The sequence below is a fragment of the Flavobacterium lacisediminis genome, assembly GCF_025909975.1.
Lineage (GTDB): Bacteria > Bacteroidota > Bacteroidia > Flavobacteriales > Flavobacteriaceae > Flavobacterium > Flavobacterium lacisediminis.
The window spans coordinates 1-24,047 of record NZ_JAPCIO010000003.1; the positions used below are offsets into that span (position 1 = coordinate 1).

General features: G+C 32.6%; 18 protein-coding genes and 1 pseudogene. 7 read left to right on the plus strand and 12 right to left on the minus strand.

Annotation, left to right across the window (positions count from 1 at the left end):
• A pseudogene (locus tag OJ995_RS05130) lies at positions 1–1,708 on the minus strand (T9SS type B sorting domain-containing protein); the annotation flags it as partial.
• A gap of 7 nt (positions 1,709–1,715) precedes the next feature.
• Positions 1,716–2,135, minus strand: a complete 420-nt coding sequence (locus OJ995_RS05135; protein ID WP_264368452.1) for a hypothetical protein — start codon at positions 2,133–2,135, stop codon at positions 1,716–1,718.
• 157 nt (positions 2,136–2,292) lie between these two features.
• Between OJ995_RS05135 and folE the strand changes: the two genes are divergently transcribed.
• The 4 genes from folE to lgt all read left to right on the plus strand — a co-directional run bounded on the left by folE (position 2,293) and on the right by lgt (position 5,899).
• Entirely contained in the window at positions 2,293–2,964 is a 672-nt protein-coding gene (gene folE / locus OJ995_RS05140; RefSeq protein ID WP_264368453.1) for a GTP cyclohydrolase I FolE, read from the plus strand.
• 61 nt (positions 2,965–3,025) lie between these two features.
• Positions 3,026–4,510 (plus strand): cysteine--tRNA ligase, encoded by a 1,485-nt coding sequence (cysS, locus tag OJ995_RS05145; protein ID WP_264368454.1) that lies wholly within the window; start codon positions 3,026–3,028, stop codon positions 4,508–4,510.
• Positions 4,511–4,556: 46 nt separating this feature from the next.
• Positions 4,557–4,814 (plus strand): membrane protein insertion efficiency factor YidD, encoded by a 258-nt coding sequence (gene yidD, locus OJ995_RS05150; protein ID WP_264368455.1) that lies wholly within the window; start codon positions 4,557–4,559, stop codon positions 4,812–4,814.
• A 152-nt stretch (positions 4,815–4,966) separates the two neighbouring features.
• Positions 4,967–5,899, plus strand: a complete 933-nt coding sequence (gene lgt, locus OJ995_RS05155; protein ID WP_264368456.1) for a prolipoprotein diacylglyceryl transferase — start codon at positions 4,967–4,969, stop codon at positions 5,897–5,899.
• Positions 5,900–5,948: 49 nt separating this feature from the next.
• Here lgt and OJ995_RS05160 read toward each other — a convergent pair whose 3' ends face one another.
• From OJ995_RS05160 to OJ995_RS05205, 10 genes are all read right to left on the minus strand, one after another.
• A complete protein-coding gene (locus OJ995_RS05160; protein WP_264368457.1) occupies positions 5,949–6,410 on the minus strand; it encodes a gliding motility lipoprotein GldH family protein in 462 nt (153 codons plus the stop codon).
• A gap of 80 nt (positions 6,411–6,490) precedes the next feature.
• Positions 6,491–9,421, minus strand: a complete 2,931-nt coding sequence (gene secDF / locus OJ995_RS05165; RefSeq protein ID WP_264368458.1) for a protein translocase subunit SecDF — start codon at positions 9,419–9,421, stop codon at positions 6,491–6,493.
• A 301-nt stretch (positions 9,422–9,722) separates the two neighbouring features.
• Positions 9,723–10,655, minus strand: coding sequence for a malate dehydrogenase (mdh, locus tag OJ995_RS05170; protein WP_264368459.1), 933 nt, complete (start codon positions 10,653–10,655; stop codon positions 9,723–9,725).
• A 28-nt stretch (positions 10,656–10,683) separates the two neighbouring features.
• The gene (locus OJ995_RS05175) at positions 10,684–11,712 is read right to left on the minus strand and encodes a DUF6588 family protein (RefSeq protein ID WP_264368460.1); all 1,029 of its coding nucleotides are present in this window, start codon (positions 11,710–11,712) and stop codon (positions 10,684–10,686) included.
• Entirely contained in the window at positions 11,684–13,624 is a 1,941-nt protein-coding gene (gene gyrB, locus OJ995_RS05180; protein ID WP_264368461.1) for a DNA topoisomerase (ATP-hydrolyzing) subunit B, read from the minus strand. Before gyrB ends, OJ995_RS05175 begins: the two co-directional genes overlap by 29 nt.
• A gap of 260 nt (positions 13,625–13,884) precedes the next feature.
• Complete coding sequence (asnB, locus tag OJ995_RS05185; RefSeq protein ID WP_264368462.1) at positions 13,885–15,501, minus strand: asparagine synthase B; 1,617 nt, start codon at positions 15,499–15,501, stop codon at positions 13,885–13,887.
• 236 nt (positions 15,502–15,737) lie between these two features.
• Positions 15,738–16,187 (minus strand): hypothetical protein, encoded by a 450-nt coding sequence (locus tag OJ995_RS05190; protein WP_264368463.1) that lies wholly within the window; start codon positions 16,185–16,187, stop codon positions 15,738–15,740.
• A 45-nt stretch (positions 16,188–16,232) separates the two neighbouring features.
• A complete protein-coding gene (locus OJ995_RS05195) occupies positions 16,233–16,625 on the minus strand; it encodes a hypothetical protein (protein ID WP_264368464.1) in 393 nt (130 codons plus the stop codon).
• Positions 16,626–16,719: 94 nt separating this feature from the next.
• Complete coding sequence (locus OJ995_RS05200) at positions 16,720–18,474, minus strand: TonB-dependent receptor (protein ID WP_264368465.1); 1,755 nt, start codon at positions 18,472–18,474, stop codon at positions 16,720–16,722.
• 67 nt (positions 18,475–18,541) lie between these two features.
• The gene (locus OJ995_RS05205) at positions 18,542–21,553 is read right to left on the minus strand and encodes a tetratricopeptide repeat protein (RefSeq protein WP_264368466.1); all 3,012 of its coding nucleotides are present in this window, start codon (positions 21,551–21,553) and stop codon (positions 18,542–18,544) included.
• A 189-nt stretch (positions 21,554–21,742) separates the two neighbouring features.
• On the opposite strand from OJ995_RS05205, the gene OJ995_RS05210 reads away from it, so the two are divergent.
• Genes OJ995_RS05210 through OJ995_RS05220 form a run of 3 tightly spaced genes read left to right on the plus strand, consistent with a single transcriptional unit; the run spans position 21,743 to position 24,047 of the window.
• Positions 21,743–22,426 carry a cell division ATP-binding protein FtsE gene (locus OJ995_RS05210; protein ID WP_264368467.1) on the plus strand — a complete coding sequence of 228 codons (684 nt, stop codon included), beginning with the start codon at positions 21,743–21,745 and terminating at the stop codon, positions 22,424–22,426.
• Entirely contained in the window at positions 22,427–23,323 is an 897-nt protein-coding gene (locus OJ995_RS05215; RefSeq protein ID WP_264368468.1) for a glycosyltransferase, read from the plus strand. It abuts the gene before it with no gap.
• Complete coding sequence (locus OJ995_RS05220) at positions 23,316–24,047, plus strand: class I SAM-dependent methyltransferase (protein WP_264368469.1); 732 nt, start codon at positions 23,316–23,318, stop codon at positions 24,045–24,047. The genes OJ995_RS05215 and OJ995_RS05220 overlap by 8 nt, the downstream gene beginning before the upstream one ends.

Sequence of the window (24,047 nt, forward strand, 5' to 3'; positions counted from 1 at the left end):
GTGTTGAAGAATAAACGCCTCCTGTATTTCCTGTTTGGGTTACCGTTGCTAAACCTGTTGCACAATATGGTGAACCCGCATATGAAATTGTTGCTACTGGTAAAGCCGTAATTGTAATATTAAATGTACTACTTCCTACTGGACCACAAGTAGTGGCTGGATATAAATAGGTAATAGTATAATTTCCTGGTGTACTGCCTGCAACGTTAATTTCTCCTGTTGATCCGTTGATAGATAAACCTGGCGTTGAACTATATGTTCCGCCTGTGGTAAATCCTACAACAGGTGTTGGAGTAATGTTTGATCCATTGCTACAAACTGGTGTTGGATATGTAAATCCTGTTACAGGGACTACTGTTGGGTTGACAACTATAGTTCCTTGAGCTGTTAAGTTTGGTGTACAACCAACAGTACTTACTGTATAAGTAAAAGTTCCTGACTGTGTTGGCGTACCACTTATTGTAAACACTCCACTTGCATAACTTGTTGTTAAGCCTGTTGGCAAACCTGTAACCGTTACGTTTGTTGCATCTCCACCAGCAGTATATTGAATATTTGCAATTGGACTATTCTGACAAATTATCTGATTATTTGTTGTTCCTGGAGATGTAAGTGTTAACGAACAAGCAGAAGGAATACAATTAATAACAACATTAAAATATTGATTAGAATCTGAACAAGCTGGATTTCCTAAATTTTCAACTCTAACATAAATAGTAGTTGTTGCTGATGCTGAAAATGCAGAAGGATTTGTAATATAATTACCATTACCCGCAAAACAATCTCCTTCGTCTAAATAATATCTTATTACATAATTAGAAGGCAATGCTGGTGACAACATAGCAGATTCAACAGAAGTTAAATTAAAAACATGACTACAAGCACCATTGGGTGCTAAAATATCATTGGGAGTATTTAAATTTGGAGGCGAATCAAACCTTATTTCTATCGTATCTGTTGCTACATCAGAACATCCTGGTCTTACTACACTAACCGACCAAATTCCCTCTTGAGTAACATTTAGTGTATTTGTAGTAGTGGTAGTTTGTAAAACCCCACCCAAATACCATGAATAAATAGGAGAACCCGGCGTTGTAGGCAACTGATTAAATGTCGCAGTTAAAGTATAATTATTAATAGTAGAATTACAGAACAATTGATCTGGACCTAAATTAACACCACATACAATATTACAATTAGTTGAACCAGCTCCTCCTTGCCCAAGATTTGTTTGATTTAATTCTATAAAACCTGGATCATTATCATAATTTGTTATTAATAACATGTAATATTGACCAGAAATTGCATTTGGAACAGACACAAATTCAACATTATCAGGTAAAAAACTACAATCTACAATATTATTAACAGTAGCTCCTGGGCTAAAATCAAATAGATTATTACAATTAGGAGCCCCAAAAGGACCCCAAAGAATAAAATCTACATCTTGATTATCATAATTAGGAACATTGTTTCCTTGATTAATTGTAAATTCTAAGTTTCCAGATTGACCAACTTGAAAATAAAACCAAGCCGGATTAGGCGAAGAACCTAAACAACCTGGACCTCCAATTGACGGCTGATTAACAGTATTAGGGAAAGGCGCTACGTTCCCAGAACAAATTGGCTCAGCACCAGCGCATGTAGGAGACTGTGAATACACACCTACTGAAAATATTAAAAGTAGAAATAAAATATTTTTTTTCATCTTGTTACTAATTGTTTATGAAAGAGATAAATTCCCAATCTGTTACTTTCCTACAAGATGTTTTAACATCTACCAAAATAATACGCCATTTAAAACATTTTGTCATGTAATCAGAATGACTAATTTCTTTTGAGTCTTTCTTTTTTAAATTCTCATCTTTACTTGACAAAATTACTGTTTCTCTGAATTTTATTGCGCTTTCTTTATTAATACAATCTCTAACAGGAACAATCTCAATTGAATATTCTACATCATTTTCTAATTTTGAAAAATCCCATGATAATACACTCTTAAATATCCCTTTAGCCTGATCCTCAAAAATCTTCTTTGAATAAGCTTGATAATTAAACTCACAACCTTTATTTAAATTCTGTGCATTTGTAATTCCATATAGAATAAAAGTAATAAATAGTAAAATTTTTTTCATTTTATAGTTTGATAATATAGTTTATAGAATCACAAATTTAACAAAAATTTAAACTCGGTTACTTTTTTTTCAATAATTAACATTTACAAATATTTTTTAAAGTTTATTATTTATCTTTGCAACACTTTTAAAATTGCTATTAAAATAAATTAGTAAAATGACACAAAACGAGGATTTTCAGGACGAAATAGGAAACGACCATATTGCAACGAGTGCTCAAACTCCTATGCGTGATGATGCTTTTGATATTACTGACGAAGAAAAAATTGAATTAATCAAAAAAGATGTTGAACATATTTTAAACACATTAGGTTTAGATTTAACTGACGACAGTTTAAAAGGAACACCAAATCGTGTTGCAAAAATGTTTGTAAAAGAAATCTTCGGTGGATTAAATCCTAATAAAAAACCGGGTTCTTCTACCTTTGACAATAAATATAAATATGGTGAAATGTTAGTTGAAAAAAACATTGTAGTTTATTCAACTTGTGAACATCACTTACTACCTATTGTTGGTCGCGCTCATGTGGCTTACATCTCTAATGGAACAGTTGTAGGTTTATCAAAAATGAATCGAATAGTAGATTATTATGCGAAACGACCTCAAGTTCAAGAACGTTTAACTATACAAGTGGTTCAAGAATTACAAAAAGTTCTAGGAACAGATGATGTTGCTTGTGTAATTGATGCTAAACATTTGTGCGTAAATTCAAGAGGAATTCGCGATATTGAAAGCAGTACCGTTACGGCTGAATTTGGCGGAAAATTCAAAGAAGATAAAGTTCGTAGAGAATTTTTAGACTACATCAAATTAGACACACAGTTTTAATTTAGAATTCTGAAATTAGAATTTTAAGATATACTATCACAAATATTGAGCAATCATAAAAATGGAATTACATAAAAATCAAACGTTGCAAATATACAACACGCTTTCAGGCGAAAAAGACACCTTTACTCCTATTCATGAAGGAAATATTGGAATGTATGTTTGCGGTCCTACAGTTTACAGCAATGTGCACTTAGGAAACGTTCGTACGTTTATGAGTTTTGATGTGATCTTCAGATACTTATTACATTTAGGTTATAAAGTTAGATACGTTAGAAATATTACCGATGCAGGACATTTAACCGATGATGGCGATGTGGATAACGACCGTTTTGTGAAACAATCGCGTTTGGAGAAATTAGAACCTATGGAAATCGTACAGAAATATACGGTGGATTTTCACAAGGTTTTGGATGCATTTAATTTTCTTCCACCAACGATTGAACCAACAGCAACGGGACATATTTTAGAGCAAATTGAGTTGACTCAAAAATTGGTTGATACTGGATTTGCCTACGAAAGCAATGGTTCGGTTTATTTTGATGTGTTTGCTTACAACCAAAAAGGAATGAATTACGGGGAATTAAGTAACCGTAACATTGAAGAACTTTTTGCTAACACCCGTGATTTAGACGGACAAAGCGAAAAGAAAAATCCACAAGATTTTGCGCTTTGGAAAAACGCTTCTCCAGCACACATTATGCGTTGGAACTCGCCTTGGGGTGAAGGTTTTCCGGGTTGGCATTTAGAGTGTACAGCAATGAGCACAAAATACTTGGGCGAAACATTTGATATTCATGGCGGTGGAATGGATTTGAAATTCCCGCATCATGAGTGTGAAGTAGCGCAAGGAAAAGCTTGTAACGGACATTCGCCAGTGAATTTTTGGATGCATACCAATATGTTAACCATGAACGGTTTACGAATGAGTAAATCAACTGGAAATTATATTCTTCCAATGGAATTGGTTACAGGTGAAAACACGTTTTTTGAAAAACCATTCCAACCTAATATTGTACGTTTTTGTTTCTTACAAGCACATTACAGAAGTGTTTTAGATATTTCAAACGATGCGATGTTAGCTAGCGAAAAAGGATATTCTCGTTTGATGGAATCGTACAAATTAATTCCGATGTTGAAAGCAAGTTCTACTTCTACATTAGATATTACGGCTTGGAAACAAAGTTGTTATGATGCAATGAACGACGATTTCAACACACCAATTTTAATCGCACAATTATTTGAAGGAGCGCGTTATATCAATTTGGTAAACGACGGAAAAGAATCTTTAACAGCTGAAGATATTCAACTTTTAGAAACTACCATTTCTAGTTTCTTGTTTGATGTTTTAGGAATTAGTAATGAAGCTTCAGGAAATTCAAATACTACCGAAAAATTAAGCGGTGTAGTTGAAATGTTAATTGGAATGCGAAACGAAGCTAGAGCAAATAAAAACTTTGCTTTATCGGACCAAATTCGCGACCAGTTATTAGCATTAGGCATTCAATTAAAAGACGGAAAAGAAGGAACTAGTTTTACCTTTTAATAATATAAAGAATCTCAATTGAGGTTCTTTTTTTTAATCAATAATCATGTGTAGCCAACACCAATCGAAATATCCAAAAACATTAAAACAATGGGTGATTTATCCTTTTGTTTTATTGGTACGATTTTATCAGGTTGGGATTTCTCCATTTACACCCGCAACTTGCCGATTTGAACCTACTTGTTCCACTTATACGATTCAAGCATTGCAAAAACACGGAGTTTTTAAAGGAGGTTGGTTAGCTTTGAAACGCATTTTTAGTTGTCATCCTTGGGGAAGAAGTGGTTATGATCCGGTTCCTTGATTTCTTCAATCTTTGTTACTGTTAGTTTCAAGTTTCAAGTTTGAAGTTGATTTTTGAAATTGTCATTGCTCTTGAAAAAATTTCTTATCGGAATTTTAACAAGTTTCCCAATAATAATATTTATTTTTACGCTTTAATCAGATACAAAAATTATGATTCACGCACTCAATATGGTTTGGAATCCTTCGGAAGGGATTGATTTAGGATTTTTCATGTTACGTTTTTATAGTCTTTCTTGGGTATTAGCCTTTGGATTAGGTTGGTACGTTATGAAACCTATTTTCATGAGAGAAAACGAAACGGTGGAATCATTAGATAAATTATTTGTTTACACTTTAGTCGCAACAATGCTTGGTGCAAGATTGGGTCACGTTTTGTTTTATCAATCTGAATTGTTTCACGAAGATCCATTGAGTATTTTATTACCAATTAGCACAAAACCAACTTTACATTTTACAGGTTTTGCTGGTTTAGCTAGTCATGGTGCGGCAATAGGAATCATTATTACCATGTTTTACATCCAAAGAAGAGTTATCAAACGTTCCTTTCTATGGATTTTAGACCGAATTGTAATACCTGTTTCTTTAGGGGCGATTTTTATTCGTTTAGGGAATTTCTTTAACTCTGAAATCGTTGGAACTGAAACCACTTCTTCATTTGGAATTAAATTCTTAAGAGATAAATATAATGGTAGAGAAGCAATGGAACAAACCCAAATTGGAGATGTTAACGAAGCTTACAAAGCAATTGAAACTAATCCACAATTTGCGGAATTATTAGCTGCTGTAACACCAAAACATCCAGCACAATTATACGAAGCTATTTGTTATGTTTTTGTGTTTGCTATTTTGATGTTTTTATATTGGAAAACAGAAGCTAGAAACAAAGCTGGTTACTTATTTGGATTGTTTTTAATCTTGCTATGGTCGATTCGTTTTGTAGTAGAATTTGTAAAAGAAAGTCAAGGTGGTTTTGAGCAATATCCAATTTTCAATGCACTATCAACTGGTCAATGGTTGAGTATTCCTTTTATTTTTATCGGGTTTTACTTTGTATGGAAAGCGAAAGTGGTTAAAGAAGCTTAATCAATAACATATATAAAAAAGGCGGTTAGAAATTCTAACCGCTTTTTTTTTATTTTTTTCTTTCAATAAGTATTCCAACTCCAAGAACATTTGGCAAATAAGGTCCTGTGAATTTGCTTTTAACGGCAACTTTATATTTTCCTTTTTCAAGTTTTTCAAATGTTTTTATAGTTTGAAACACATCGCAAACATCACCAGAACAATCGCCTAAATCCTTTCCAGAATCATCAATTAGTTTCATAGCAACTGGAAGTGTTTCCGTTTTTCCATCAGGAGTTGTAATTTCAACTTCTAAAGGCACTTCTTTAAACTGAAACCCGCTTATGTGACCAAAGTGTAACTTCAACTCACAAACTCCCTCAGATTGCATATTTTCAAACTCAAATGACTTCACATCTTTACTTTCCCAACGATTATCTGTAAAATCACGATTAAATTCGTCATACACTTCATTCTTATTGCAAGACGTTAATACGAACACAAGAGCAAATAAAATAAGTTTAGCTTTCATAATATATTATTTTAGAATTATAAATATAAAAAAAGTCCTGATATAAATCAGGACTTTTTACTATAATGTAAACTAATTATTTAGTCTTCTTTTTTGAATTCAGCCATTTTACGACCTTCTTTATCACCAATTGTATCTTGCATTATTGGTGTTGCAATAAATAACGATGAATAAGTTCCTACCAAGATACCTACTAAGATAGCAAATACGAAACCTCTAATCGTTTCACCTCCAAAGATGAAGATAGCCACTAATACTACTAAAGTTGTAGCAGAAGTATTGATAGTTCTACTTAATGTAGTATTTAACGCTTTATTTACTAATCCTTTGAAATCTGGTGACGAATTGTAATCTAAATATTCACGTACTCTATCAAATACAATTACGGTATCATTCAACGAGTAACCAATTACCGTTAAGATTGCCGCTATAAATGCTTGGTCAATCTCCATGTTAAATGGTAAAATAGTATAGAAGAATGAGAAAATACCTAATACAATGATTACGTCATGCGCAACTGCTACAACCGCAGCCAAACCAAATTGCCATTTACGGAAGCTAATCATTAAGTAAACGAATACAACAAATAATGAACCTAAAACTGCCCATAAAGAGTTTGTTTTAATGTCTTTAGAAATTGTTCCAGTTACTTTAGCAGAAGATAAAATTCCGATTTGTTTTCCTTCATATAAATTAGCAAACTTATCATAAGTTAAATCGGCAGGTAAATATTTCTTTAAACCTTCATATAACTTTTGGTTTACCTCTTTATCAACTCCTTCACCTTCTTGATCAATTTTATACTTAGTAGTAATTTTTAACTGATTATTATCTCCATAAATTTTTGCTTCAGCACTTCCAAAAACAGCAACTAAATCAGCTGCAACTTCTGGAGCAGAAACTGCCTTATCAAAACGTACTTGATATGTTCTACCTCCAACGAAGTCAACACCTTGATTTAATCCTTTAGTAGCTAAAGAGAAAATACTCAATGCAATTAGAATACCTGAAACTGCATAAGCAATTTTCTTTTTACCTAAGAAATCAATATTTATGTTTTTAAACCAAGTTTTAGTTAATGATGTTGAGTAAGCTAATTTTTCATTTCTGCTTAAACTCCAATCTAAGAACATTCTTGTTACAAAAACTGCAGTAATAACAGAAGTAAAAATACCAATTAATAAAGTAGTAGCAAAACCTTGAATAGGACCTGTACCAAACACTAATAAGATAATAGCTGTAATCGCTGTAGTAACGTTAGCATCAATAATAGATGACATTGCACCTTTCCATGTGAATGCATAATCTGTAGCTTCTTGTACTGATTTACCATTATCTAATTCTTCTTTTGCTCTTTCAAAGATAATTACGTTAGCATCTACCGCCATACCGATTGTTAATACGATACCTGCAATACCTGGCAATGTTAATACAGCACCAAAACTTGCTAATGTTCCAAAAATGAATAAAATGTTTACTAATAAAGCTAAGTTAGCATAGAATCCAGTTTTACCATAGTAAACTACCATCCATAATAATACTAAAGCAAAACCAATAACGAATGATAACATACCATTATCAATAGCTTCTTGTCCTAATGATGGACCTACAACTTCAGACTGAACAATTTCTGCAGCAGCTGGTAATTTACCTGCTCTTAAGATGTTAGCTAAGTCTTTTGTTTCTTCGATTGTAAAATTACCAGAAATCTCTGATTGACCTCCTGTAATTGCTCCTTTACTTACACCAGGAGCAGAGTAAACGATATTATCTAATACAATAGCAATTGCATTTCCTTGTTGCGAAACTGCTCCTGTAATTTGTTCCCATTTTTTTGATCCATTCCCGTTCATTTGCATAGAAACAGCTGGCTTTCCTAATTGATCAAAAGTATCTCTTGCATCAACAATTACACCACCACTTAAAGGAGCAACATTATCTCTTGTACCTTTTAATGCATATAAATCAGTTACATCTGGAGTTTTAGCATTTGTTTTACCCCAAGCAAATCTAATGTTAGCTAAATTAGATGGTAATAAAGCTTTAATATCTGCTCTTTTTAAATACCCATTAATTGCTGCAGTATCTTTAGTTGCAAATGTTCCAATATGTGGAGCACCTTGCTGACCTGGAGCTAACATTTTACCTAAGAAAGGACTATTCTTAGATGCAGCAGTTGTATCTGCTTTATCAGTTAATAAAGAATCGATACCAGAAGTTTTAACAGGAGCTTCTTTAACAGCTACTTCAGTTTTCTTTAATGCATCTTCAACAGACATCAAATACTGTCCAACTTCTTCAATTTTATACGTTTCCCAAAACTCTAATTGAGCTGTACTTTGTAATAATTTTTTGATACGATCAACATCTTTAGCTCCTGGTAATTCTACCAAGATTCTTCCAGAATTCCCTAATAACTGAATGTTAGGTTGAGTTACACCAAATTTATCGATACGCTCTCTTAATACTTTGAAAGCACTCTCTACTGATTCTTGAACTTTTTGTTTGATAATTGGCTCAACTTGTTTGTTGGTCATATCAAATTTAATAATTTCATCTAAGTTTCTGTTTCCAAAAACATCAGCAGCAGCTAACTTTACTTTACCCGCATTTGCAGCTTCAAAGAATGCATCAATATAATCTTGATTTCCTTGTTGGTTAGCTTTTGCATCAGCAAGTGCTTTATTGAAAGCTGGATTTTTAGAGTTATTAGCCAATCCTTTTAAAACATCTTTAACCGAAATCTGAAGAATTACGTTTAATCCTCCTTCTAAGTCAAGACCTTTGTTGATTTGTTGTTCTCTAACTTTGTTATAAGTAAATCCAAAAACTGGATAAACTTCTTCCTTCCCGATAGAATCTAAATAACGAAGTTCTTTAGTTGTATCACCCTTTGCAAAAGCTTTTGCATCAGAAACTACACTACTCGCTACGAAAGTAAAAGAAAGCTGGTATAAACATACCAAAGCAAAGATAATTGCGAAAAATTTAATAAGTCCTCTATTCTGCATTATTCTAAATTTTATTTATTCTATTTTATAAAAACGGACAAATATATAATTTACAATAGGATTAAGCAATTTTATTTTGGATTAAAATACCCTTTTTATACAAGTTTAATCATAAAAAGCTATTATAACCTAATAATGAAAGACTTGCAACTTAAAAAAGTATTCCACATTCCTTTATTTATTGTTGAAAACTTATTAATTTACCGTAAAAAATACTTTTTTAAAACTTTTTTTAAAATAGCAATAACAAAAAAAAACTGCCAATTTCTTGACAGTTTTTCAATTCTATTTTGATGTAAAATTACAATACTGATTTTAAATCTGCATTCATATTACGAACTGCATCTGCACTTTTAGCAAACAATGCTTTTTCAGCATCATTTAACTGTACGTCAACGATTTTCTCGATACCATTTTTACCAATAATACATGGAACTCCCATACAAATATCTTCTTGTCCGTACTCACCTTCTAAGAATACTGAACATGGAATCATACGTTTTTGATCGTTTAAGATACTATCTACTAAATATGCAACAGAAGCTCCTGGCGCATACCATGCTGAAGTTCCTAATAAACCTGTTAAAGTAGCACCACCCACCATAGTATCAGCAGCTACTTTATCTAACTCAGCTTGAGATAAGAAATTAGAAACTGGAACACCATTGTAAGATGCTAAACGTGTTAATGGAATCATAGTTGTATCACCATGACCTCCAATAACCATACCTTGAACATCATTAGCTGGTTTATCTAATGCTTTTGATAAGAAATATTTGAATCGTGAGCTATCTAAAGCACCACCCATTCCAATTACTCTGTGTTTAGGTAATCCTGTTGCTTTTAACGTTAAATACGTCATGGTATCCATTGGATTTGACACTACTACAATAATTGCGTTTGGCGAATGAGTTAATACGTTATCAGCAACCGATTTAACGATTCCAGCGTTGATTCCGATTAATTCTTCACGAGTCATTCCTGGTTTTCTAGGAATACCTGATGTAATAACTACTACATCACTTCCTGCTGTTTTTGAATAATCGCCAGTTGTTCCACTTAATTGCGTGTTAAAAACTGTTGTTGTAGCACACTGCATAATATCCATAGCTTTACCTTCAGCAAAACCTTCTTTAATGTCTACTAATACTACTTCGCTTGCGATTCCTCTGTACGAAATAACATCTGCACATGTTGCACCTACGTTACCCGCACCTACTATTGTTACTTTCATTTTGTTGTGTATATTAAAAATTGTTAAATTAAAATTGATATTGAACTCCAATATTTCCGTTGACAAATTTACCAAAAGCAATTGAACTTTGCAGATAAATTTTGCTTATTTGATATCTACCCGAAATTTCACCTAAAACATTCGTTTTGTCTTTAGCTATTCGCTTTAAAAGGCCATTAATAACATCTTGAATTGGGATTACCTCTTCAATTGAACCTTTTTTTCCACTTACTACATATTCAAACGAACTATGATTTACAATAAAATTAGTAATCAATTCAAATCGTTTGAACTCTTTAGAAGCACTCAATTGAAAATGAAAAGTATCTACCAATCCATTCAAATTATTTATCCCAAGATTACCATAAGCAGTATTAATATCCAGAAAATCAAAACTAATATCTTCTTTAGAATAAATACTAGCAACAGAAAAGTGAATGTTTTTAGCTTCCAATTTTGAAAAATACTGACTAAAATTATGTTTAATTCCGAAACCATACACTTGATAATCTCCTCTTTTCAACTTGGTTTTTGTTGAATATCGAGCGACAAATTCAAATCCGTAAGGTAATTCAATTCCTCCTTGCAAATAAGGATAAATTACTGTTTCTTGATTGATCCCTTCAGGAGTTTTTAAACGTATTTGTTCGCCTCCTAATTCCCCTACCAAATATACTTGATTATCATTTCCAATAGCTGTTGGAACAGTCGCTGATGTAGCGCCTTCTATTTCAAAAAACTGAAAATCAGAATTTTCAATTTGAAATGTTCTATCTGATTTTGGAACAAAAAAAACATTGGTAAACAAACCTAAATTTACATCCCACTTTTTACGCTTTTTTGGGGATAATATCCAAGCTGAAGATGCCTGATAAACAGCCGCATCTGTTGCCGGAACTATATATTGCTGGGAATACAAAAGGGCATCTGAAAGCAGATACCCTATTTGTTCAATCTCTTCAGGAGTTTGAGCCTTACTTTTTTGAGTAAAAAAGAAAGCTAAAAACAATCCTATTATAGCTACCGATTTACGCATCAATTTTTGCGTAAGCGGCATTTTTCTCAATAAACTCTCTACGAGGTGGTACTTCATCTCCCATTAACATAGAGAAAACTCTATCAGCTTCAGCCAAACTATCAATTGTAACTTGGCGTAAAGTTCTATAATTTGGATTTAATGTTGTTTCCCATAACTGCTCTGCATTCATCTCTCCAAGACCTTTATAACGTTGAATAGCAGCACTTCCTCCCATTCTTTCGTTAGCTAAATCACGTTGATCATCATTCCAAGCATATTCTTTTTTATTACCTTTTTTAACCAAATATAATGGTGGAGTTGCAATATATACGTGACCACCTTCAATTAACTCTTTCATAAATCTAAAGAAGAATGTTAGAATCAATGTTGAAATGTGAGAACCATCAACATCGGCATCACACATAATTACAACTTTATGGTAACGTAATTTAGAAAGATTTAAAGCTTTACTATCTTCTTCAGTACCAATTGTTACCCCTAAAGCAGTAAAAATATTACGAATCTCTTCGTTTTCAAATACTTTATGTTGCATTGCTTTTTCAACATTCAAAATCTTACCACGTAATGGTAAAATAGCTTGAAAAGCTCTATCTCTTCCTTGTTTTGCTGTTCCACCAGCCGAATCTCCCTCTACAAGGAAAATTTCACATTTTGCTGGATCTTGTTCTGAACAATCTGATAATTTTCCAGGTAATCCACCGCCACCCATTACGGTTTTACGTTGCACCATTTCACGGGCTTTTTTTGCAGCGTGACGGGCTTGAGCAGCTAAAATAACTTTTTGAACAATGATTTTGGCATCATTTGGATTTTCTTCCAAATAATTTTCTAACATTTCTGAAACCGCTTGAGAAACCGGAGAAACTACTTCTCTATTTCCTAATTTAGTCTTTGTTTGACCTTCAAATTGTGGCTCTGCAACTTTTACCGAAATAATAGCTGTTAAACCTTCACGAAAATCATCTCCAGAAATTTCAAATTTTAATTTATCTAATAATCCAGAAGCATCTGCATATTTTTTTAATGTACGAGTTAATCCCATACGGAAACCTTGCAAATGTGTTCCTCCTTCGTGAGTGTTAATGTTATTTACATAAGAAAAAATATTTTCTGAATAACTTTCATTGTAAATTAAAGCAACCTCAACTGGAATTTCTCCTTTTTCGTTTTCCATTGAAATTACATGACCAATAATTGGCACACGATTTCCATCTAAAAACTTAACAAATTCTTTTAAACCTTCTTTTGAATGGAATGTTTCAACTGGTTGACTTCCATCTTCGGCTAAATTTCTTTTATCTGTTAAAGTAATAGTAATTCCTTTATTTAAGAAAGAAAGCTCGCGTAAACGAGAAGCTAATGTATCGTAAGAATATTCTAATGTTTGTGTAAAAATGGTAGCATCTGGTTTAAAAGTAACCATAGTACCTCTTTTTTCAGTAGTTCCAATTTGTTTAACTGGATACATTGCTTTACCTCTTTCGTATTCTTGCTCATAGATTTTACCTTCACGGTAAACTGTTGCACGTAAATGGTCAGAAAGTGCGTTCACACACGAAACCCCAACACCATGCAAACCTCCAGAAACTTTATATGAATCTTTATCGAATTTACCTCCAGCACCAATTTTAGTCATTACAACCTCAAGTGCAGAAACGCCTTCTTTTTTATGTAAATCAACTGGAATACCACGACCGTTATCTTCAACTGTAATCGAATTATCTTCATTAATTGCAACATAAATAGTATCACAATGTCCTGCTAATGCCTCATCAATTGAGTTATCTACAACTTCATAAACTAAATGGTGTAATCCACGAACTCCAGTATCTCCAATATACATGGAAGGACGCATTCTTACGTGCTCCATTCCTTCTAATGCCTGAATACTGTCAGCCGAATAACTACCTTTTTTATTTTCTTCACTCATAATATTTGTGCTAAATAAAGTATTTTTATATCAACAAATATAAGCAAATAGACAAAAAGAAGAAATAAAAACCATAGCAACTCAACACTAAGTTATCAACAATTGTTAATTTTTAACAAAAGTGCCTTAAATCGAATAAAAATAGCCTTATTTTAAATTTTAGATGATTTTTTAATTTCCTCAAAACAGAAGAAATAAAAAAAACCTCTTTAAAACGAAATTAAAGAGGCCTTTCAAAACAACAAACCTAATAAAAAATACTAAACCACTTCTTTTTCTACTGCAATAGACACATCCGCTTTCACGTGAGCTGCATTTGCTCTACCACTTGGATCTTGGTTTTCTTGCCATTTTGGAATCCATTTGCGAACGGTTTGTGCTGCACTCTCTTGTGGAAAATGCTTGTGAAATATCCTTCTGTAATAAAACGCCTCTTTTGTAACTGGCGTGTTATAAGGAAATAACAGTTTTGCTTTTTCAAATTCTTCATCCGTTACTTGACTTGAACAATACTCAATTAAAGTATCAATCCAGTTGTAACCTACTCCATCAGAAAACTGTTCTTTCTGTCTCCACAAAATCTCTTCGGGTAAAAAGGGTTTTTCGGGTGTATCGAATGCTTTTCGTAAAATATATTTTTCTATTCCGTCATAAGTTTTTGGCATTTTTTCTTCTGGTTGAATTTTGATTGCCAAATTCAAAAATGCTTTATCTAAAAACGGAACTCGTGCTTCTAATCCATGCGCCATCGTTGATTTATCGGCACGAAGTAAATCGGCTGTAAATAACTTTTGAACACGCTCAATGGTTTCTTTTTGGAAATCTAATACCGATGGCGCATTTCGGAAATACAAATAACCACCGAAAATTTCGTCTGCTCCTTCTCCTGATAACACCATTTTGATTCCTTTCTCTGTTATTGCTTTCGACAAGAAATACATTGGAGTACTCGCACGAATTGACGTTACATCATACGTTTCCAAATGCCAAATCAACTTATCTAAAATTTCGATTCCTTGCTCCACTGTGAAATGAATTTCGTGATGAGTAGTTCCAATGAAATCTGCTACTTTTTTTGCTGCAACTAAATCTGGAGCTGAAGCATCTAATCCAATTGAGAAAGAATGCAATTCTTGCCCGCTACCTTCTAACAATCTTGAAGTGATTGAAGCAATTAAAGAAGAATCTAATCCGCCAGAAAGCAATACTCCAAATGGTACATCACACATTAGTCGTTTTTCTACCGCCTGGGTTAAACTCGATTGTAAAGCTTGTAAATCTAATTTCTCAACTGCGATTTCATGTGCTTCCCATTCTGGTTTATAATACTTTACAAAACCTGTTTTTTCGGTGTAATAATGTCCTGGAGGAAATGTTGAAAATGATTTACATTGGTCGGTAATAGCTTTCATTTCTGAAGCAAAATATAAGCGACCTCTTTCATCCATTCCGTAATATAAAGGTTTTACTCCCAGTGGGTCGCGAGCCACAATGTAATCATCCCCATCGATAACTACTAATGCGAAAATCCCGTCTAACATGTCGCAGAAATCATATCCAAATTCTTCATACAAATGCACAATAACTTCTGAATCGGATGTGGTTCTGAACGTGTGATGTTTTAAAGTCGTTTCTCTTAACTTTTTGTGATTGTATATTTCGCCATTATGTACCATCCAAGCCGAATCAGTTCCTTGAATGGGTTGTTTTCCTGTGTGCAAATCGACAATTGATAAACGCTCATGCGCCAAAATGTGACCTTTCTCAGTTACATGAATATCACTTTCATCTGGACCACGATGGCTCATCCTTTTTGACAATTGCTGCACTAATGTTGCTTCTTTTCCTTTTCCTATAATGGCTAATATTCCGCACATAATCTTTAAGTTTAATCGTTGAAATGTTTAATTGTTTAAGTGATATTACACATTCACTTAATTTGATGAAGCAAAATTGAATATATAAGTTTAAATAATAAACCTTAAAATTAATTTTAGTTACAATAAATAATTAAAAAACGATTTTTTAATTAAATTAAAAACTTTAAAAGTGGTTTTGAGTTTGTTTTGGTTACAAATCATAAAAAAACCACTCGAGTGAGTGGTGTTTGTTTTTATTCGATGGATTTAATTTGAAATCGATTGTTATTGATTACAACCTCATCTCCGAGACTTTTCCCCATTAATTGACTTCCTAATGGTGATTTTGGTGAAACGGCAATAATCGTTTTATTTTCTAGTTGGATTTTTGGTAAAGCGGCGCTGATATAAAACAACATTTCATTGGTTTGAACTAAACTTCCCAGAGCAACTTTGGCATGAATTGCCTCCGCATCAATTTTATCAACGCTATTTTTTTGACCGATGATTTCTGCTAATTTTTGATTGAGTTTTTCTTGCTCCAAATGCATCATTGACAAAGCGGTTTCGTGCTTATCACCAGCCGAACCTTTCGCATCGTTTTGAGCATCTTGAGCCAAATCGGAAATCATAAAACGCAGTTCGCTTATTTTTTCAGATAATAGGTTTTGATAATGGGATTTTATTTTTTGTTTGAATGTCATGGTTTAACCGCAAAGTTCGCTAAGAAGGCGCTAAGAACGCAAAGATTATTGTTTTTCATTTTTAAATAACTCTTCGGCTTCTTTGCTTGATTTTTCAAAAATATCTTTCCCAAACTTATCTAAAACTAAATCATTCATAGTCTTAGAATAACATTGGGAATATTCAGTAATTACACAACCTGCATTTTTTGTATCAATCCCGTATTTGTTTTTTGTGTAGTTTCGAATATAGGCCCTTAATTCAGGATTTTTTTCAAAAATTAAACCATATGAAAAACAATTAAAAATCCCATTTTTAAAATCGATTTTTGCTTGTTCGGTTCCACCTTCACAAGTAACTTTTCTCCAAACTATAGAATCACTTTTGTTAGAATTTTCATTTTGAGAAAATGCCTCACCAAATATTAAAAGAAATGATATGTAAATAAACTTTTTCATAATTGTATTATTTCAGAGATGCTTTCAGCATGACAAACGTTGTGGAAAAACTTTGCGAACTTTGCGAAAAACTTTGTGTCTTTGCGTTTAAATTTTAGAAATCGAATTTGTAATTAGCACCTAACAACACCTGAATTCCTTGTACTGGGAAATTTGCCCAACGGTTGTATTGTTGATTGGCTAAGTTGTTTCCTTTTAAGAAAGCGGTTAATCTTGCGTTGTATTTGTAGCCTACGTGAGCATTCAAATCGAAATAGCTATCTAAAGTTATTGCTGTTGTAGTGAAAGTTCCTGGATTAATCGTTAAATCGTCTTGAATTGAAATTAAATCTTTTCTTTCGCCTACAAAAAACACATTCGCTCCTGCGTACCATTTTTCGTTGATATCAAAATCTACTGTTGAACCAATTTTTAATTGTGGTAAATTCCATGCTTCAGCTTGAGAATCGGTTGAGTAATTATTATAGGTTCCGTTGATTCCGAAAGTTACGTTTTTAGAAAAATCGGCTTTCAATTCTCCGAAAATACTTAGCGTATTTAAATCGTCATACACAACTCCGAATGAATTTCCATAAGCATAACCATTTGTATTTGTTCCTGTTCCATCGAAACCATTACTTACAAATAACGCTCTATCTGCTTGATTTTTATTCGAAGCTCTAACATTAAACGCTACTGAATTGGCTAATTTACCTTTCATCCCAATATATAAATCATATTTATTATCAGTTGGCGCTATAAACATTGTTGGCGACACAAACGGGTTTTGATCTACGAAATCAGCATACGAATTTTGCTCTAAATCACCTTCTGCTCCAGCGTAAGCCACTAAAATATCACCTACCAATTTATAAGATGCTTTGATGTTTGGATAAATAAAAATCTTGCCATCGCTTTCTCCGTTGATTTTTGCAGTTGCATAATATACTCCAGCTCCAATTTGAACCGATAAATCATCTTGTTGATACAAAATACTTGGTTTTGTTCCTGCAATAATAGTGCTGTATTTTAATTCTGAATCTACATCGTACATTCTTTCAAAACTTCCTCCCACATAATCCACTACGAAATCTGCTTTTATTTTTTGATTCATTACATCGAAATCAAAATTTGGCTTGATAAAAAATCGATTTTCTCCCGAATCCAATCCATCAGAAAAACGTTTGAATTGCATGCTAGCATCTTTGAATAACCCATCTTTGAAACTCATTTTTCCACCAAGTGCAATCGTATTGTACGTTTGTTTTGAATCGATTCCTGCAATTGTTGGATCATCAAAGAAAATAGTTTCTGTTGGCAAACCGTACCAATTGTAAATTTGATTTTTCACGCCTAAATCTACATTCCAACTGATATCGCGTTCACGAACTCCGTAAGTTACATCTAAACTGGTGTTATAGAATTTATCATCTAAAACCAAGTCTTTAATTCCGCCTTGAGACGATAAATGACGTAACATTCCGCCTACATAATTGCTTCTACTTAAATTTTGTGTAATGAACAATTCGGCGTTGATAGTTGGGTAATTTCCGAAACCTAACGTAGCGTAATTGTTGTATAATTTTTCTTTTTCGATTTTATCTACACCAGCTGCTTTTCCTTTTGCAGGTGTAAACGTTGAAGCCACCGGAAACGAGAAAATATTGTACTGAATTACTTCTTTTTGCTGATTGTCTTCGTCATCTAACAATGGCGTTTCTTTAACCTTAAAGGCATCTGAAATAGTTGGTGTGTATGGTTTCACAATGTTTACCACTTCCGAACCAATGTTTTCATCTTTTACTTGGGCAAAAGAAAATTGGATTCCGAATACGACTAAAACTAAGGCGATTATATTTAATTTCTTCATTTTCTATATTTTTAAATGAGATACTAGATACTGAAACAAGTACAGTATGACAATTATCTGATTTTTATTAATTTGTGATTGATGAATTACGTTTAGCTTCTTCTCCTTTGATGAAATCTAATTCTTTTTGAGCTTCATCGATTACATCTGTATATTCTTTGAAGTTTTCAATAACACTTTCTAAAATGTAAGTTGCTTGGAAACTATCTTTTAATCCGTAGAAGTTTTTCGCCATAATTACTAAACTCTTCGCTCCGTAATATTTGTATCCTGAATAATCTTGAGCAATTTTTTGCACTACAACATTTGAAGGTTCAAACTTGCCTTCTTTGTTTTTAAAGTAAGCATCGTAATACAAAGCTTCGGCAGCTAATTCCCCTTTTGCAATTTTTTGCAATTTAGCATACGCTTCTTTCGCTTTAGCTTCATCATTTGTTTTAATAGCAGAACGCGCTACGATAATTTGAGCATCACTTTTAATTCTGTCATCGATTTTGTCGTTTTTCAATACTTTATCAGCATATACAACGGCATTAGTGAAATCTTGTTTTTCGTAATATGATTTCATTAAATTAGATTGTGCATACGTAGTATTTTGCGGGAAATCTGCTTCGGTTTCCAAACGTTTTAAAACTGGAATCGCGCTGTCGTAATTTTTAGCTTTCAAATGAACTTGACACAAACGCGCTAAAGCTTGTTCTGTAAATTCGTTTCTAGGTTTTGAAACTACAAATTCGTAATGTTTCACAGAATTTGATTCTAAGTTATCTGCAAAATACAATTGTGCTAAGTAGAAATTCGCTTTCAAAGCATGTAATCCGTTTGGAAATTTACTCACATAACTTGAGAATCCTGAAATAGCTTGTTTGCTGTTGTTTTGTAAATATTGTTTTTCAGCCGATTCGTAGGTATCGTTATCTAAATCCGCATCAGAAACTTCTACAAATGATAAGGTTTTAACCCAAGCCGCATATTCATCCACTTGACCTTTATCTACATAAATCAAACGAGCTGTTGAAACGGCTTCAATAGATTCTGGTGAATTTGGATATTCTGCAACCACTTTTTTAAATTTCCCTAGAGCTAAATCTTCTTTGCTTGAGTTATAGTAGATCAAACCTTGTTTTAAAATCGCTTTTGCCACATACGAACTTGATTTGTATCCGCTGATTAATTTATCATAAGTTGCAATTCCTTTGTCGTTCTGATTTTGATTTACGTAAGTATTTCCTAATTCATACAATGCATCATCTGCATATTGAGAGGTAGGATAGGTTTTTACAAATTTCTCTAAATCTTCAATTTTACGATCGGGTTTACTTACAAATCCGTAGCTAATTCCTTTTTGAAATGCTGCGTAATCAGCGTCAACACTTTTCATGTCGATAGCTTTATTGTAAGCATCCATTGCTGGCCAATATTTTGCCGCCATGAAATTACAATCACCTAATCTCAAATACGCATCGGTTAAACGAATTTTATCATCTTTAGAAGATTTGGTAAAAGCGTCGAAATATTGAATCGCATTTTCATATTCTTTCAATTTGAAATACGAATACGCTAAGTTGTAATTTGCATTTGCGTATTCAGGTGTATTTGAAGCTTCAGTCGAATTTAAAAACTGTTTAAAACTCAATTTTGCTTCTTCAAATTGGTCTAAATTATACTCAGTTTCCGCTTTCCAAAAAGTGGCTCTTGCGGTGAATTTTGCATCTTTATTTTCGGCTAACGATTTTTTAAATAACGTATAAGCACCTTTGTAATCGCCATCGGTATACAATTCTAAACCTCTGTAAAACGTTACTTTTTGATACGCTAATTTATTTTCTGGAGATTTATTTTTTTCTAATAAAACTAACGCTTCTTTATAATTTTTTGAAGTGATATACGAACTAATCAACAATGTGTTAATCTCTGATTTATATGGCGTATTTGGATATTTAGCCACGTAAGCATTTAACACTTCAGGAACCGATTGATAAGGATTTCCGATTTCGTAACTCAATTTCGCATAATTCAAATACGCATCTTCTTGAATTTTTAAATCAAATTCCATTTCAGAAGCAGTTTTGAAAGCATTTAACGCTTGTTGTTTTTTATCGGTTTTCAAATAACTTTCTGCTAAATGATAGTAAGCATTTTGAGCCACACCGTCATTTCCGTCAATGATTTTATTGAATTGCGAAATCGCGTTTTCGTAATCTTTTTGTTGGTAATAGGTGTAACCTAATTGGTAAAAATCGGTATTTGTCCATTTTCCTTTTTTACCGTTATAAGCTAATAAATAAGGAAGTGCTTTATCGTATTGTTTCAAGTTGAAATAACTTTCACCAATGATTTTAGACAATTCGCTTTTTTCTTCCCCTTTAGATTTTGGCAGTTGTTCTACACCTAAATCAATGGCCTTTTGGAAATTCCCAAGCTTGAAATTCATGTCGGCTTGAAAATATCCCATTTTCTCTTTGTACTTATCTTGGTCAGAAACTTGCTCGAAATATTGATTAGCGCTTTTATAATCATCCGTTTCGTAAGACATATAACCTAAATAATATTTCGCTTGACTTCCAAAAGTCTTCGAATTCACTACCTGGTTGAAGTATTTTGTAGCTTCTTTCGTGTTTTTAGCTGTGAAATAAGCATATCCTTTTTGGAAATTATATTTTTCTCTATCGGCTTGCGACATGCTATTCGAATCCGCTTTATCGAACCATTCTAATGATTTTGGATAATTCCCTTGATCAAAATAATAATGCGCTACTTCAATATACGCTTGATTCGTTTTCGTACTCGTTGGATAATCTTCCACAAAACTTTCTACTAAAACATCAGCTCCCATTTGGTCCAAACGAATCGCACAATTAGCAATATAGTAAGCACAATCCGATTCTACTTCCATATTATCGGTTTTGGATTTTACATTGTCAAACAGAATTTGAGCTGCTTGATATTGTTTATCTTTATACAACTCGACAGCTCTGTTGAACTCAGTTAACTCGTGTGTATAGACAGAAGATTGTTGGGCAAAAAGTGTTCCCGAGAAGAACAACACTAAAAAAGAAAGTTTTAAATACTTTATCATTTGATTCGTTATTTATAAGTTCCAAATATAAGGCTTATTGAAAGTATTAACGAAGGTTCTTAACATATTATTGTACAATTTTTGAACATAGTTTTTAACCAAACTCACTATTTTTAATTGAAATCGACTTAAAATTTTGAAACAGAAGCATAAGTTATTACTTTTACATTTTAAAATCCATTATTAAGTATGTCACAAACAGTTCTATCCTTAAAAAACGTAACGATTTATCAAGATAAAAACCCAGTTTTAACTGATGTAAACATTGAGATAAAACATGGTGAATTTCTTTATTTGATTGGTAGAACAGGTTCTGGAAAAAGTAGTTTTTTGAAAACACTATACGCTGATTTAGCCTTAACTGAAGGGCAAGGAAGCGTAGTAGATTATGATTTAACAACTTTAAAAGAAGATGATATTCCTTATTTAAGAAGAAAACTAGGCGTAGTTTTTCAAGACTTTAAATTACTTTCTGACCGAAGTGTAAAAGAAAATCTATTATTCGTTCTTAAAGCAACTGGCTGGACAGAAAAAGAAGAAATGGAAGTTAAAATCGAGGAAGTTTTAGACAAAGTTGGAATGAAAGGTTTTGCTAACAAAATGCCTCACCAACTTTCTGGTGGAGAGCAACAACGTGTTGGGATTGCAAGAGCTTTATTAAATGACCCTGAATTAATTTTAGCTGACGAACCTACAGGAAACCTAGACCCGCAAACCAGTGTAGAAATTATGGAAGTACTCCGTAAGATTAATGCGAATGGAAAAACTATTTTAATGGCCACTCACGACTATGCTTTAGTTTTAAAATACCCTTCAAAAACTTTAAAATTTGAAGGTGGAAAAATGTTCGAAGTAGTTCAAAGATCGGTGTAAATGCTATCGATTTTAATTCCCACATATAATTACAATGTTTATCCATTAGTTACGGAATTAAAAAATCAGGCAGATGCTATAGGTATTGCATATGAAATTTTAGTACAAGACGATGCAAGTAAATATTTTCTTGAAGAAAATACTGAAATTAATCTTTTACAACATTGCTCGTACACTTTAAATCATGAAAATTTAGGCCGTGGAAACAACATCAATTTACTAAATAATCGAGCGCAATTTCAATATGTTCTTATTATGGAAGCTGATGCTTTCCCTGAAAAGAAAACCTATTTACAAGATGTAATTGCTTCGATTAATCCAGAAACACAGGTATTATTTGGTGGTGTAAACTATCCGAACGAAAAACCTGAAAAAGATAAATTACTTCGTTGGAAATATGGTAATGAGCGTGAAAGTATTCCATTATCAGAACGATTGAAAAACCCTTATCATTTTGTTTTCACTTGGAATTTATTACTCAAAAAGGAGATACTTTCCAACTATCATTTCCCATATAATGTAAAAGATTATGGATATGAGGATGTGGTTTTTATCAAACAATTAAAAGAAAACAACATTCCCATTCAACATATTGAAAACAGATTAGTTCATTTTAATATAGAATCGAGTTCAACATTTATAGAAAAGACTGAAAAAGCAGTAACTACTTTAAATCAATTGATTGGAAACAAAAAATTAGATTTGAAAGACACAAAAATCGGGAAAGCTTACAACATCATTCAATTTTGGCAACTAGATATTTTAATACGTTTCTTGTTTAAAAAACTTTCTAAAAAAATGATTAGTAACCTAACATCTTCTAATCCAAGTTTACTTATATTAGATTTATACAAATTAGGTTACTTTTGTTTACTTAATCAAGAAAAGCATGTATAATTCGTTAAAAAATAGTCTAACTCGATTTATTCCTAAAAAATTGCTTTTTAGAATAGAACCTATTTTACGAAAATGTTATGCGATTTTTAAAAAAGGAAATCATCACGAATGTATAATTTGCGATTTCAAAGCTTCAGATTGGGTACATTTGCCAAATCGCGACTTACTTTGTCCAAATTGTGGAAGTCTTGCCAGAGATAGACGTTTATGGCAAATTTTAAAAGAGCAATACATTAAAACTAATATTCACGTTTTAGACTTTTCACCTTCTCGAACTTTATTTCGTAAATGGAAAAAAGAAAAGAATGTAAACCATATTGCTTCCGATTTATCAGGTGATTTTATTGCTGATGTTACTTACGATATCACTCAAATTCCGGAAAAAGAAAATTCATTTGATTTGATTGTTTGCTATCATATTTTAGAACACGTTATTGAAGATGTAAAAGCGATTAGTGAATTACATCGTGTTTTGAAACTAACTGGAACTGTAGTTATTCAAACACCTTTCAAAGAAGGAGAGATATACGAAGACTACGCAATTACCTCAGAAGCTGAACGATTATTGCATTTTGGGCAGGAAGATCACGTGAGAATTTATTCTGTAGATGGTTTAAAAAAACGATTAGAAAATGTAGGATTCACTGTTTCTGCAAAACAATTTGAAAAAGACGCTTATTTAGGTTTTTCTGATAAGGAAATTATTCTTTTTGCAACCAAATAA

Coding starts and splice junctions, on each gene's coding strand:
- OJ995_RS05205 (WP_264368466.1), bottom strand. CDS start 21,553: ATGATAAAGTATTTAAAACTTTCTTTTTTAGTGTTGTTCTTCTCGGGA.
- asnB (WP_264368462.1), bottom strand. CDS start 15,501: ATGTGCGGAATATTAGCCATTATAGGAAAAGGAAAAGAAGCAACATTA.
- yidD (WP_264368455.1), top strand. CDS start 4,557: ATGTGTAGCCAACACCAATCGAAATATCCAAAAACATTAAAACAATGG.
- OJ995_RS05210 (WP_264368467.1), top strand. CDS start 21,743: ATGTCACAAACAGTTCTATCCTTAAAAAACGTAACGATTTATCAAGAT.
- OJ995_RS05200 (WP_264368465.1), bottom strand. CDS start 18,474: ATGAAGAAATTAAATATAATCGCCTTAGTTTTAGTCGTATTCGGAATC.
- OJ995_RS05220 (WP_264368469.1), top strand. CDS start 23,316: ATGTATAATTCGTTAAAAAATAGTCTAACTCGATTTATTCCTAAAAAA.
- OJ995_RS05190 (WP_264368463.1), bottom strand. CDS start 16,187: ATGACATTCAAACAAAAAATAAAATCCCATTATCAAAACCTATTATCT.
- cysS (WP_264368454.1), top strand. CDS start 3,026: ATGGAATTACATAAAAATCAAACGTTGCAAATATACAACACGCTTTCA.
- secDF (WP_264368458.1), bottom strand. CDS start 9,421: ATGCAGAATAGAGGACTTATTAAATTTTTCGCAATTATCTTTGCTTTG.
- folE (WP_264368453.1), top strand. CDS start 2,293: ATGACACAAAACGAGGATTTTCAGGACGAAATAGGAAACGACCATATT.
- OJ995_RS05175 (WP_264368460.1), bottom strand. CDS start 11,712: ATGCCGCTTACGCAAAAATTGATGCGTAAATCGGTAGCTATAATAGGA.
- OJ995_RS05160 (WP_264368457.1), bottom strand. CDS start 6,410: ATGAAAGCTAAACTTATTTTATTTGCTCTTGTGTTCGTATTAACGTCT.
- gyrB (WP_264368461.1), bottom strand. CDS start 13,624: ATGAGTGAAGAAAATAAAAAAGGTAGTTATTCGGCTGACAGTATTCAG.
- lgt (WP_264368456.1), top strand. CDS start 4,967: ATGATTCACGCACTCAATATGGTTTGGAATCCTTCGGAAGGGATTGAT.
- OJ995_RS05215 (WP_264368468.1), top strand. CDS start 22,427: ATGCTATCGATTTTAATTCCCACATATAATTACAATGTTTATCCATTA.
- OJ995_RS05195 (WP_264368464.1), bottom strand. CDS start 16,625: ATGAAAAAGTTTATTTACATATCATTTCTTTTAATATTTGGTGAGGCA.
- OJ995_RS05135 (WP_264368452.1), bottom strand. CDS start 2,135: ATGAAAAAAATTTTACTATTTATTACTTTTATTCTATATGGAATTACA.
- mdh (WP_264368459.1), bottom strand. CDS start 10,655: ATGAAAGTAACAATAGTAGGTGCGGGTAACGTAGGTGCAACATGTGCA.